At 71.4% G+C, this 12,260-nt stretch carries 14 protein-coding genes; 11 read left to right on the top strand and 3 right to left on the bottom strand.

What is annotated here, in order from left to right; all coding sequences use genetic code 11:
• Nucleotides 1-30 precede the first annotated feature (30 nt).
• Nucleotides 31-216, bottom strand: coding sequence for a 50S ribosomal protein L28 (gene rpmB / locus ACF08N_RS30645; protein ID WP_003957616.1), 186 nt, complete (start codon nucleotides 214-216; stop codon nucleotides 31-33).
• 264 nt (nucleotides 217-480) lie between these two features.
• Between rpmB and ACF08N_RS30640 the strand changes: the two genes are divergently transcribed.
• The 9 genes from ACF08N_RS30640 to mutM all read left to right on the top strand — a co-directional run bounded on the left by ACF08N_RS30640 (nucleotide 481) and on the right by mutM (nucleotide 9,500).
• A complete protein-coding gene (locus ACF08N_RS30640) occupies nucleotides 481-2,082 on the top strand; it encodes a DAK2 domain-containing protein (protein WP_392328018.1) in 1,602 nt (533 codons plus the stop codon).
• A 65-nt stretch (nucleotides 2,083-2,147) separates the two neighbouring features.
• Nucleotides 2,148-4,334, top strand: a complete 2,187-nt coding sequence (gene recG, locus ACF08N_RS30635; protein WP_392327969.1) for an ATP-dependent DNA helicase RecG — start codon at nucleotides 2,148-2,150, stop codon at nucleotides 4,332-4,334.
• A 37-nt stretch (nucleotides 4,335-4,371) separates the two neighbouring features.
• A complete protein-coding gene (gene rsmD / locus ACF08N_RS30630) occupies nucleotides 4,372-4,956 on the top strand; it encodes a 16S rRNA (guanine(966)-N(2))-methyltransferase RsmD (RefSeq protein WP_392327968.1) in 585 nt (194 codons plus the stop codon).
• A 26-nt stretch (nucleotides 4,957-4,982) separates the two neighbouring features.
• Nucleotides 4,983-5,462, top strand: coding sequence for a pantetheine-phosphate adenylyltransferase (gene coaD, locus ACF08N_RS30625; protein ID WP_392328017.1), 480 nt, complete (start codon nucleotides 4,983-4,985; stop codon nucleotides 5,460-5,462).
• Between the two features lie 99 nt (nucleotides 5,463-5,561).
• Nucleotides 5,562-6,665 carry an ATP synthase F0 subunit B gene (locus ACF08N_RS30620; protein WP_392327967.1) on the top strand — a complete coding sequence of 368 codons (1,104 nt, stop codon included), beginning with the start codon at nucleotides 5,562-5,564 and terminating at the stop codon, nucleotides 6,663-6,665.
• 152 nt (nucleotides 6,666-6,817) lie between these two features.
• On the top strand, nucleotides 6,818-7,447 hold the full coding sequence (locus tag ACF08N_RS30615; RefSeq protein ID WP_392327966.1) for a YceD family protein: 630 nt from the start codon (nucleotides 6,818-6,820) through the stop codon (nucleotides 7,445-7,447).
• Nucleotides 7,448-7,449: 2 nt separating this feature from the next.
• Nucleotides 7,450-7,623, top strand: a complete 174-nt coding sequence (rpmF, locus tag ACF08N_RS30610; protein WP_026165248.1) for a 50S ribosomal protein L32 — start codon at nucleotides 7,450-7,452, stop codon at nucleotides 7,621-7,623.
• A gap of 19 nt (nucleotides 7,624-7,642) precedes the next feature.
• Nucleotides 7,643-8,494: a ribonuclease III gene (rnc, locus tag ACF08N_RS30605; RefSeq protein ID WP_392327965.1), complete on the top strand. Its 852-nt coding sequence runs from the start codon at nucleotides 7,643-7,645 to the stop codon at nucleotides 8,492-8,494.
• A 145-nt stretch (nucleotides 8,495-8,639) separates the two neighbouring features.
• Entirely contained in the window at nucleotides 8,640-9,500 is an 861-nt protein-coding gene (mutM, locus tag ACF08N_RS30600) for a bifunctional DNA-formamidopyrimidine glycosylase/DNA-(apurinic or apyrimidinic site) lyase (RefSeq protein WP_392327964.1), read from the top strand.
• Between the two features lie 25 nt (nucleotides 9,501-9,525).
• Here the strand turns inward: mutM and ACF08N_RS30595 are convergent, their stop codons facing one another.
• Together ACF08N_RS30595 and ACF08N_RS30590 are read right to left on the bottom strand one after the other, a co-directional pair.
• Nucleotides 9,526-9,924 (bottom strand): winged helix-turn-helix transcriptional regulator, encoded by a 399-nt coding sequence (locus ACF08N_RS30595; protein WP_392327963.1) that lies wholly within the window; start codon nucleotides 9,922-9,924, stop codon nucleotides 9,526-9,528.
• Between the two features lie 278 nt (nucleotides 9,925-10,202).
• Nucleotides 10,203-11,066, bottom strand: coding sequence for a CAP domain-containing protein (locus ACF08N_RS30590; protein ID WP_392327962.1), 864 nt, complete (start codon nucleotides 11,064-11,066; stop codon nucleotides 10,203-10,205).
• Nucleotides 11,067-11,221: 155 nt separating this feature from the next.
• Here ACF08N_RS30590 and ACF08N_RS30585 point away from each other — a divergent pair, with 155 nt between their 5' ends.
• Both ACF08N_RS30585 and ACF08N_RS30580 read left to right on the top strand, forming a co-directional pair.
• Complete coding sequence (locus ACF08N_RS30585) at nucleotides 11,222-11,503, top strand: acylphosphatase (RefSeq protein WP_392327961.1); 282 nt, start codon at nucleotides 11,222-11,224, stop codon at nucleotides 11,501-11,503.
• Between the two features lie 406 nt (nucleotides 11,504-11,909).
• Entirely contained in the window at nucleotides 11,910-12,128 is a 219-nt protein-coding gene (locus ACF08N_RS30580) for a hypothetical protein (protein WP_392327960.1), read from the top strand.
• The last annotated feature ends 132 nt before the right edge of the window (nucleotides 12,129-12,260 follow it).

Raw genomic sequence — 12,260 nt, 5'->3', positions numbered from 1 at the left:
CAGGGGCTGCGCTACGACGAAACGTCGCGGTTAGCGCGAGACCTTGCCGGCCTTGATGCACGAGGTGCAGACGTTGAGCCGCTTCGGCGTCCGACCGACCACGGCACGCACGCGCTGGATGTTCGGGTTCCAGCGACGGGACGTACGGCGGTGCGAGTGCGAAATGTTGTTGCCGAAGCCCGGCCCCTTGCCGCAGACGTCGCAGTTGGCAGCCACGGGTCACTCCAAAGACTTCAGATGCACTTACAGTGAAATCCGGCGTGCCGGAATCAGAATCTGAAGTGGCTTGCCGGGGAAATGGCCCGATTCTCATCGGGCAACCGGAGCAGCATACAACGGCTGCGTCCGAGATACGAAACTACCATGGCTTCCTCCGCACCCGCCCCCGTGCCTGGTGGGGCCCGGGGTCTACGCTGCGAGGCACCCCGCCGCCCACGGCCCCGCACGGCCGACCGAGGAGGACACCAGGTGCCGCAGACGATGGACGCCGAAGCGGTACGCGCCTGGTGCTCGCTGACGCTGGAGGCCCTCGGCCGGGAGCGCGAGGAGATCGACGCGATCAACGTCTACCCGGTCGCGGACGGGGACACCGGCACAAACCTCTATCTGACCGCGGAATCCGCCGCCCAGGCCGTCGAAGCCGTCTTCGCCGCCCACGAGACCGGGCGGTCGGCGCCCTCGCTCGCCGATGTGATGCACGCGATGGCCCACGGCGCGCTGATAGGCGCCCGGGGCAACTCCGGGACGATCCTCGCCCAGCTTCTGCGGGGCATGGCCGAGCGCATCGGTGCCGGAGGCCACCTCCCCGGAGCGCTGCGGCGGGCCGCCGAGATGGCCCGCGAGGCCGTCGCCCACCCCGTCGAGGGCACCATCCTCACCGTGGCCGCGGCCGCCGCCGACGCCGCGGAGGCCGCCCCGACCGACGCGCTCCACGCGGCCTACGCCGGTGCGCGGGCCGCCCTCGACGACACCCCCCGCCAACTGGCGGTCCTGGACCGGGCCGGCGTCGTCGACGCGGGCGGGCGGGGTCTGATCGCGGTACTCGGCGCACTGGTGGAGGCCGTCTGCGGCGAGGCGCCTGCTCCCCCGGGGCACTCCTCGGCCCGGCCGGCACTCCGGGCCCGCGCCGCCGAGCCGTGCGACGACGGCGGGCCCGCCTTCGAGGTGATCTACCTGCTGGAGGCGGGCGACGAGGCCGTCGCCCGGCTGCGCACCCGGCTCGACGGGCTCGGCGACTCGCTCGTCGTCGTCGGCGGCGACGGCCTGTGGAACGTCCATGTGCACGTGGACGATGCGGGCGCCGCCGTCGAGGCGGGCGTCGAGGCCGGGCGGCCGTACCGGATCCGCATCACCCACTTCGGCGCGGAGGCCGCCGAAGCCGCCGGGGCTGCCGAGCAGGCCGAGGCGCGGCGCGAGCGGGTGCAGCGGGCGGTCGTCGCGGTCGTCCCCGGCGACGGCCTCGTCGACCTGTGCGGCCAGGCGGGCGCCACGACCGTGCCCCTGCGGCCGGGGGAACCGCCCGCCAGCGGCGAACTGGTCGACGCGATCCGCCGGGCGCACGCCCGCGAGGTCGTCCTGCTGCCCAACGAGGCGTCCCTGCGGCACACCGCCGCGGCCGCGGCGGAACAGGCCCGCGCCGAAGGCGTCCGCGTCGCGCTCATCCCGACCCGCTCGGCGGTCCAGGGCATCGCGGCACTCGCCGTGCACGAGCCGGGCCGCCGTTTCGACGAGGACGTGGTCGCCATGTCGGCGGCCGCGGGCGCGACCCGGTACGCCGAACTCGCCGTCGCGGAACGGCAGTCGTGGACGTCTGCGGGCGTGTGCCAGGCCGGTGACGTGCTGGGCCTGATCGACGGCGACGTCGCCGTCATCGGCAAGGACCTCACCGATACGGCGCTCACCGTCCTGGACCGGATGCTCTCCTCCGGCGGCGAACTGGTCACCCTCGTACTCGGCGACGACGTCCCGCTCAGCCTCGCCGCCCGGCTGGAGGCCCATGTGCGGGAGGGGTACCTGGCCGTCGACACCCTCACCTACGAGGGCGGGGGCCGCGGGACGCCGCTGCTGATCGGCGTGGAGTAGCCGTACGGCTTCGCCGGGCCGCGTTGTCCACAGGTGCGCGACGACTGTCGGTGGTGTGGTGTGCAATGGATGGCGTGCCCGCGCTCGACGAACCTCTCAAGAACGCGCTCGGAGCCGCCACCGCCAAGGTGATGGCCGAGCACCTCGACCTGCACACCCTCGGTGACCTGCTGCACCACTACCCCCGGCGGTACGCGGAGCGCGGCGAGCTGACGCCGCTGTCCGAGCTGCCGCTGGACGAGCACGTCACGGTGGTGGCCCGCGTCGCCGACGCGCGCGTGCTGACCTTCAATCAGGGCCGCGGACGGCGCCTGGAGGTGACCATCACCGACGGCAGCGGACGGCTCCAGCTGGTCTTCTTCGGCAAGGGCGTGCACAAGCCGCACAAGGACCTGCTGCCCGGCACCCGCGCGATGTTCGCCGGCAAGGTCTCCATGTTCAACCGCAGGCTCCAGCTCGCCCACCCCGCCTACGAGCTGCTGCGCGGCGAGGACGGCGAGGAGGCCGTGGACAGCTGGGCCGGGGCGCTCATCCCGATCTACCCGGCCACCACCAAGCTGGAGTCCTGGAAGATCGCCAAGGCGGTCGACGCGGTCCTGCCCAGCGCCCGGGACGCCGTCGACCCGCTGCCGCCCGCGCTGCGCGAGGGCCGCGGGCTCACCGGCCTCCCCGACGCCCTGCACAAGATCCACCGGCCGCGCAGCAAGGCCGACATCGAGGAGGCGCGGCAGCGGCTGAAGTGGGACGAGGCGTTCGTCCTCCAGGTCGCCCTGGCCCGCCGGAGGTTCGCGGACGCCCAGCTGCCCGCCGTTGCCCGCAGGCCGGTCCCCGGCGGACTGCTCGACGCGTTCGACGCCAAGCTGCCCTTCACGCTCACCGAGGGCCAGCGCTCGGTCAGCAAGGAGATCTTCGACGACCTGGCGACCGAGCACCCCATGCACCGCCTCCTCCAGGGCGAGGTCGGCAGCGGCAAGACGATGGTGGCGCTGCGGGCGATGCTCGCCGTCGTCGACGCGGGCGGTCAGGCCGCGATGCTCGCCCCCACCGAGGTCCTGGCGCAGCAGCACCACCGCTCCGTCGTCGAAATGATGGGCGATCTTGCCGAGGGCGGAATGCTGGGCGGCTCGGACCAGGGCACCAAGGTCGTGCTGCTGACCGGCTCGATGGGTGTCCCGGCGCGCCGCCAGGCCCTGCTCGACCTGGTGACCGGCGAGGCGGGCATCGTCATCGGCACCCACGCCCTGATCGAGGACAAGGTGCAGTTCCACGACCTCGGACTGGTCGTCGTCGACGAGCAGCACCGCTTCGGCGTGGAGCAGCGCGACGCCCTGCGCTCCAAGGGAAAGCAGCCGCCGCACCTGCTGGTCATGACCGCCACCCCCATTCCCCGTACGGTCGCGATGACGGTCTTCGGCGACCTGGAGACCTCTGTGCTCGACCAGTTGCCGGCCGGGCGCTCGCCGATCGCCAGCCATGTGGTCCCGGCCGCCGACAAGCCGCACTTCCTGGCCCGCGCCTGGGAGCGGGTGCGCGAGGAGGTCGAGGGCGGCCACCAGGCGTATGTGGTCTGCCCCCGGATCGGCGACGCCGAGGACGAGAAGCCGAAGAAGAAGTCGGCCGAGGACGAGGCGGAGAAGCGGCCGCCGCTCGCGGTCCTGGAGGTCGCCGAGCAGCTGACCCGCGGCCCCCTCACGGGCCTGCGCGTCGAGATCCTGCACGGGCGGATGGCGCCCGACGACAAGGACGACGTGATGCGGCGCTTCGCCGCCGGCGACGTGGACGTGCTGGTCGCCACCACGGTCATCGAGGTGGGAGTGAACGTGCCGAACGCCACCGCCATGGTGATCATGGACGCGGACCGCTTCGGCGTCTCCCAGCTCCACCAGCTGCGCGGCCGCGTCGGCCGCGGCTCCGCGCCCGGACTGTGCCTGCTGGTCACGGAGATGCCCGAGGCGAGCCCCGCGCGCGCCCGGCTCGGCGCCGTCGCCGCGACGCTGGACGGCTTCGAGCTCTCCCGGATCGACCTGGAGCAGCGCCGCGAGGGCGATGTGCTCGGCCAGGCCCAGTCCGGGGTGCGCTCCTCGCTGCGGATGCTCGCCGTCATCGAGGACGAGGAGGTCATCGCGGCCGCCCGCGAGGAGGCCACTGCCGTCGTCCGGGCCGATCCGGAGCTGGAGCACCTGCCCGAGCTGCGGATCGCCCTGGACGCCCTGCTGGACAAGGAGCGGGAGCAGTACCTGGACAAGGGCTGAGAGACTTGGGGCGTCAGCCCGCACAGAGAGGCCCGAGATGACCCGCGTGATCGCCGGTGCGGCCGGCGGACGCCGCCTCGCCGTTCCGCCCGGCAACGGCACCCGCCCCACGTCCGACCGCGCCCGGGAGGGGCTCTTCTCCAGCTGGGAGGCCCAGCTCGGCAGCCTCCACGGCATCCGCGTCGCCGATCTGTACGCGGGCTCCGGCGCGGTCGGCCTGGAAGCGCTGTCCCGCGGCGCGGCCCACGCCCTGCTGGTCGAGGCGGATGCCCGCGCCGCCCGCACGGTCCGGGAGAACGTCCGCGCGCTCGGCCTGCCCGGCGCCGAGGTCCGTACCGGCAAAGCCGAGCAGATAGTCACCGGCCCGGCTCCCGAGCGCCCCTACGACGTGGTGTTCCTCGATCCTCCGTACGCCGTCACGGACGACGATCTTCGCGAGATTCTGCTCACACTCCGCCGCGGGGGCTGGCTCGCGGACGCTGCGCTCGCCACCGTGGAGCGCAGCACCAGAGGCGGAGAATTCAACTGGCCCGAGGGTTTCGAGCCGCTGCGGGCCCGTCGCTACGGCGAAGGGACGCTTTGGTACGGTCGCGCCGCCTCTACGTGCGAAGACGCACCATGACCGGACCGGAGAGCGAGGGACTTCAGTTGCGCCGCGCAGTCTGTCCGGGGTCGTTCGACCCCATCACCAATGGACACCTCGACATCATCGCCCGCGCCTCCAAGCTGTACGACGTCGTACATGTCGCGGTGATGATCAATCAGTCCAAGAAGGGACTGTTCACGGTGGAGGAGCGGATCGAGCTGATCCGCCAGGTCACCACCGAGTACGGGAACGTCGTGGTGGAGTCCCACCACGGTCTCCTCGTCGACTTCTGCAAGGAACGCGACATCCCGGCGATCGTCAAGGGGCTGCGTGCCGTCAGCGACTTCGACTACGAGCTCCAGATGGCCCAGATGAACAACGGGCTGTCGGGCGTCGAGACCCTGTTCGTCCCGACCAACCCCACCTACAGCTTCCTCTCCTCCAGCCTGGTCAAGGAGGTCGCGGCCTGGGGCGGCGACGTGTCCCACCTGCTGCCGCCGGTGGTCCACCAGGCCCTCGTCCGGCGGCTCGCCGAGAAGTGAGTCTCTGACAGTCCGTCACCCGGTGTCGGGAGGGCACCGACTGGCCGTACAGTCGACCCGTCCGTCTCCAATCCGGCTGTAGAGAGTGGCAAACACACGGTGGACGTGCAGAAGAAGCTCGACGAGATCGTCGAGGCGGTCGGGAACGCCCGGTCCATGCCCATGTCGGCCTCCTGCGTGGTCAACCGCGCCGAGCTGCTCGCCATGCTCGAAGAGGTGCGCCAGGCCCTGCCCGGCTCCCTCGCCCAAGCCCAGGAGCTCATCGGCGGCCGGGAACAGCTCGTCGAGCAGGCCCGCAAGGAGGCGGAGCGGATCATCGAGTCCGCGCACGCCGAGCGCGGTTCGCTCATCTCCGACACCCAGGTCGCGCGCGAGTCCCAGGAGCGGGCGGACCGGATCCTCGCCGAGGCCCGTCGGGAGGCCGAGGAGATCCGCGCCGAGGCCGACGACTACGTCGACTCCAAGCTCGCCAACTTCGAGGTCGTCCTCACCAAGACCATCGGCTCGGTCGACCGCGGGCGCGAGAAGCTGCTCGGCCGCGGCCCCGGCCTCGACGAGCAGGGCTTCGCCGACGAGGACGCCCCCGAGCACAGCAGCGACCCGCAGACGCTCATCCGGCGCGCGGACGAGTACGTCGACGCCAAGCTGGGCGCCTTCGAGGCCGTGCTCTCCAAGACCCTCGACGCGGTCGGCCGCGGCCGGCAGAAGCTGCACGGCCGGATCGCCACCGACGACCTGGGCGCCCACATGGCCGCCCAGGACGCCGCGGGCGGCGGTCAGCAGCACACGAGCGACGCCGACTACCTGGCGGGCCTCGCCGAGCTGGCCGACCCGGCCCCGGAGCGCGCGCGGCAGGACTCTCAGGCGACGTATGCCGCCGCGTACCAGGCACCGGCGGCGGCGCCGCAGATCCCGGCCCAGCAGGATGTGTACGGCTACCCGGCGCAGGACGCGTACGCCGGGGCCTACGGGGCAGCGCAGCCCGACCCGTACGCCGCGTACCAGGAGCAGGGCTACGACCCGCAGCAGTACGTGCAGCAGGATCCCTACGCCTACCAGCAGCCCCAGCAGCATCAGCAGCAGGCCCAGCAGGGCGCCGCGCTCGACGAGACCAGCCTCTTCGACACGAGCATGATCGACATGGAGCAGCTGCGCCTGGGGGCACCTCCCAGGCGAAGCTCTGGGGGAGAACAGGGCCGCTAGTGCCGGAAGGCCGCCGAACAGCCCGGATTGGGTCTACGGCGGCCGTTCCAGTATCCTGGCTCTTCGGTCGCGCGTAGTTCGCGATCCCGGCTGCCCGCTTCGCCTCGCGAATCGGGACGGCCCCTCCCCACGATCCGAAAGCAGGAAGAGCCGTGAGCACGCGCCTCGACCACCGCAACCCCCTCGTGTTCGACACACACGAGCTGGGACGGCGGCCCGGTGCGCTCCAGCGGCTGTCCCGCACGGTGGACGCACCGAAGGACCTGGGAATCGAAGGCGTCATCGGCGTGCCCGAGGGCAAGCCGGTGGAGCTGGACCTCCGCCTCGAGTCCGTCATGGAAGGGGTGCTTGTCACAGGCACCGCCCGTGCGAGCGCCGAGGGGGAGTGCGTAAGGTGTCTGGAGCCGCTGCGCCAAGAGGTTGCCGCGGACTTCCAGGAGATGTTCACGTATCCCGACGCCGACGACCGGGGCCGCCCCGCGGAGCCTGTCGAGGACGAGGACGAGGACATTCTCTATCTCGAGGACGGCATGTTCGACCTCGAGCCCGTGCTGCGTGATGCGGTGGTGCTCGCACTGCCGATGCAGCCGGTGTGCCGGGAGGACTGTGCCGGCCTGTGTCCCGAGTGCGGGATCAGGCTGGACGACGACCCGGACCACCACCACGACGCCGTCGACATTCGTTGGGCGGCACTGCAGGGACTCGCCGATTCACTCGGAACCGGTGAGAAGGACAACATGGGCGGCGCCGATGCGGGCGTCGACGAGAAGCAGGAGAAGTAGCCGTGGCTGTTCCGAAGCGGAAGATGTCGCGCAGCAACACGCGCCACCGCCGGTCGCAGTGGAAGGCTGCGGTCCCCACCCTGGTTTCGTGTGAGCGTTGCCAGGAGCCGAAGCAGCAGCACATCGCGTGCCCCAGCTGCGGCACCTACAACAAGCGCCAGGTCCTCGAGGTCTGAGCGGCTGGTGAGAGGCCCGATGTCTGAGGTGTCCCCTGCCAAGAAGCAGGCAGACGCAGTGAACACAGTCAACGCAGCCTCGTCCCACACGCTTCTGGAAGGGCGGCTCGGGTATCACCTCGAGTCCGCCCTTCTGGTGCGCGCGCTGACCCACCGTTCGTACGCGTACGAGAACGGCGGTCTGCCCACCAACGAGCGTCTGGAGTTCCTCGGGGACTCGGTGCTCGGCCTGGTGGTCACCGACACGCTGTACCGCACCCACCCCGACCTGCCCGAAGGCCAGCTGGCCAAGCTGCGGGCCGCGGTGGTCAACTCGCGTGCGCTGGCGGAGGTCGGCCGCGGCCTCGAACTGGGCTCCTTCATCCGGCTGGGCCGGGGCGAAGAGGGCACGGGTGGCCGGGACAAGGCCTCCATCCTCGCCGACACCCTTGAAGCGGTGATCGGCGCCGTCTATCTCGACCAGGGTCTCGAAGCGGCGTCCGAGCTGGTGCACCGGCTCTTCGACCCGCTGATCGAGAAGTCCTCGAACCTGGGTGCGGGCCTGGACTGGAAGACCAGTCTCCAGGAACTCACCGCGGCCGAGGGGCTCGGTGTGCCGGAGTATCTCGTCACCGAGACCGGTCCCGATCACGAGAAGACCTTCACTGCTGCCGCCCGCGTCGGTGGTGTCTCGTACGGCACCGGCACCGGCCGCAGCAAGAAAGAAGCGGAGCAGCAGGCGGCGGAGTCCGCGTGGCGGGAGATCCGTGCCGCCGCGGACGAGCGCGCCACGGCGGCGGCCCAGGCCGCTGCCGAGCAGGACGCGGGCAGTGGCGAAGGGGCCGCCGACACCCCTGCCGCCCCGGCGCCGACGGACCGGGCCTCGGCCTGAGACGGTCCGTTGCCGCCACCGCGGCTCCGCTTTCCAGCAGTTCCTGTGAGGCCCCTCGCCGCGGCGGCGAGGGGCCTCACCGCTGTCCGTCCTCCGCCGCGCGATACCCTGCGGGCATCGTCCCGACCACCGCGGAAGGAGACCCGTGCCCGAGCTGCCAGAGGTCGAAGTCGTACGCCGCGGACTGGCCACCTGGGTCGGCGGGCGCACCATCGCCGAGGTGCAGGTGCTGCACCCGCGCGCCGTGCGCCGGCATGTCGCGGGCGGTGAGGACTTCGCGGCCCGGCTGAAGGGCCAGGGCATCGCGGACGCCTGCCGGCGCGGCAAGTACCTGTGGCTGCCGCTCACCGACTCGGACACCTCGATCCTCGGTCACCTCGGCATGAGCGGACAGTTGCTGGTGCAGCCGCACGACGCCCCCGACGAGAAGCACCTGCGCATCAGGCTCCGCTTCGACGACTCCCTCGGCACCGAGCTCCGCTTCGTCGACCAGCGCACCTTCGGCGGTCTGTCCCTCCACGACAACACCCCCGACGGGCTGCCCGACGTCATCGCGCACATCGCCCGCGACCCGCTCGACCCGCTCTTCGACGACCTCGCCTTCCACACCGCGCTCCGCGCGCGCCGCACCACGGTCAAGCGCGCCCTGCTCGACCAGTCCCTGATCAGCGGGGTCGGCAACATCTACGCGGACGAGGCGCTGTGGCGTTCCCGCCTGCACTACGACCGCCCGACGGCGACGCTCACCCGGCCGCGCTCGGTGGAACTGCTGGGCCACGTACGCGAGGTGATGACGGCCGCCCTCGCGGTCGGCGGCACCACCTTCGACAGCCTGTACGTGAACGTCAACGGCGAATCGGGGTACTTCGACCGTTCCCTGGACGCGTACGGCCGCGAGGGCGAGCCCTGCAACCGCTGCGGCACCCTCATGCGGCGCCGGGCCTGGATGAACCGGTCCAGCTACTTCTGCCCCCGCTGCCAGCGGGTTCCGCGCACCATGGCCTGATCCCGGCCGTCCTGCCGGGGCGCCGCTAGCGGGATGCCGCCGGGGTGCCGGCCTCCTCGCGCGCCGCGTCGTACCGCCGCCGAGCATCGAGCACCTCGGGCATCCGGCCCTCGACCAGGTGGATCAAGCCGAGCAGCTGCTCGGCGACGGCCCGGCCGAGCGGGGTGAGTTCGTAGTCCACGCGCGGCGGATTGGTCGGCTGCGCCTCGCGGTGCACGAGCCCGTCGCGCTCCAGCGCGTGCAGCGTCTGGGACAGCATCTTCTCGCTCACGCCGTCGACGCGGCGGCGCAGTTCGTTGAAGCGCAGGCGCTCCTCGTGGAGGGCACCCATCGTCAGGCTGCCCCAGCGGCCCGTCACATGCTCCAGCGTGCCGCGTGAGGCGCAGTGCCGGGAGAACACGTCGAACGCCGGTTCCTCGACCATATCCGCCACGATACTGCGCGCAGCGCTCACCGAGAGGCGGCCCTTTCGAAAAGTGAGCGCTCGCGGGTGCCGGAACGAGTCGGGGGCCCGGCCCCCCCGGGGCCCGGGGCCCCCCCGGCCCCCCCCCCCCCCCCCCGGCGGCCCCCCCCCCCCCCCCGCCCCCCCCCCCCCCGGGCGCCCAATATCACTGGGGGGGGGGGGGGGGGGGGGGGCCGGGGGGGCCCCGGGGCCGGGGGGGGCCGGGCCCCCGACTCGTCGCGCCTGCTGCGCGCCGGGCGTCAGAAGCCGAAGTTCTGCGTCCACCACGGGCCGCCGTCGCCCATGTACACGCCCACGCCCATCGTCGTGAAGTCGCAGTTCAGCATGTTGGCGCGGTGACCCTCGCTCTGCATCCACGCGTTCATCACGGCACCCGCGTCGGCCTGGCCGCGCGCGATGTTCTCCGCGCCGAGGTTCGAGACACCGGCCTTGTCCGCGCGGTCCCACGGCGTCTCGCCGTCGGGGTTCGTGTGGTCGAAGAACCCGCGCACCGCCATGTCCTTGGAGTGGGCGCGCGCCAGGTCGGACAGCGCCGCGCTCATCTTGACGGGGGCGCAGCCGACGTTGGCGCGCTCCTCGTTGACCAGGCCGAGCACGGCCGACTCGGCCGAGGATGCACCCGAGGTGGGAGCGGTGGACGGAGCCGACGGGCGCGACTCGGGCCGGACCGCCTCACGGGCCTTCTCCCGCACCGGCGCCGACGTGGTCTTCTTCGGCTCGGGAGTGCTGGTCTTCTCCGGCGGCTTCTTGGAGGGCTTCGCCGACGGCTTGGCCGGCTTGGCCGACTTGGTGGGCGACGGCTTGGCCGGCTTGGTGGGCGACGGCTTCGCGGGAGACTTCGACGGCTTGGCGGTCCGGCTCGGCGTCGGCGAGGCGGACGGCGTGGGCGTGGCGCTCGCGTCTCCCTGCGTCTGGAGCAGAGCGGGCCCCCCGGTGCGTATCTCCGCGGGTGATTCCTTGCTGGAGGATCCGATCGTGTACGTGTCACCGCCCGGCAGGATGCCGGTGGTGACGGCCACGGCGCCTACCGCCAGGGCAGCGGAGGCGCCGAGCAGCCCGGTGCGCACGGACAGGCCCGCACGCTTTTTCCGATGGCGACCCATCTCGTGTGCCTTCCTGGTCCCCGACACCGTCGTGCTCGGCGTCGAACGTCAAACGAGTACACCCGTACGGGTGAGGCTCAATGCGTCCGGACTGTACGCCATGCCGCGCCGGAGGCGATGTGATCTGTATGCATTCAGCCGGTTACCGTGCACTCATGAACGACGATGCGCGACTCACCGCGTGGGTACGCGGCCGAGTACAGGGAGTGGGCTTCCGCTGGTTCACCAGGGCGAACGCACTCGAGATCGGAGACCTCAAGGGCTTCGCCCTCAACCTTGAGGACGGCAGGGTGCAGGTGGTCGCCGAGGGGCCACGTGAGAATTGCCACCGTCTGCTGGACTGGCTGCGCTCCGGCGACACACCCGGACGCGTCGACGGCGTCACTGAGATCTGGGACACGCCCCGCGGCGTCTACGCGGACTTCGCCATCCGCTGAGCGGCCCTCCGCCGGGGCCCCCGCGGCCGCATCGGCCGCTCGGTCGGGCATATGCCTCAGGCATCGGTCCGGGAAGGAAACGGCCTGGTGGTTGCCAAGAAGAGGCTTGTCGTGCCAGGCTGCGGAGAGAAGGATGATCGCCACGCCCCCAGGGCCCCGCAGGTCAGGCTCGCCGCTCGATGGAGCGGCCGTAAGCCCCCGGGATGCCCGCCGATACGGGGTGTGATCGTGTTGACCGTCAAACTTTTTGGTGAGACTCTGGAAGCCCCGCGCACCTTAGCTGTTTGGCAGTAAAAGAACGCAGCAGGACACCAGTAGTACGACAAAAACTGTCAGCACCGCGGGTGCGAATCCCTCACGACCCACACCGCATCGGTCGGTCACTCATTGTGGAGGACCATCCATCATGGCAAAGGCGCTTCTCGGTTACGTCGGCGGTTCCGACCCGCGACTCCTCGCCGAGATGCGACGGCTTCAGCAGCGTGTCCAGGATCTCGAGTCCGAGCTCGTACGGATTCAGCACGAGAACGACGCGCTCACGGCTGCCGCCGCTCAGCACCCTGGCGAGCCGCTTCTCAACGGCATCGACATCGACGTACACCAGGGGGAGCCAGCGCTCACCTGAGAGAGAGCACGGACTCCGTCGCGCACGAAGATATGCAAGGGACGCCCAGGCGTCCCTTCTTTCTTTTCCGCCCCCGTCTCTCCCCGTCCCCTCCCCGTACGTGCTTCCTTTACCGTCTGATGTGCCCTGCGC

The sequence above is a fragment of the Streptomyces sp. NPDC015127 genome (genome assembly GCF_043080095.1).
Taxonomy (GTDB): domain Bacteria; phylum Actinomycetota; class Actinomycetes; order Streptomycetales; family Streptomycetaceae; genus Streptomyces.
Note: the sequence above shows the minus strand (reverse complement) of the source record. Positions and strands in the feature narration are given on the sequence as shown.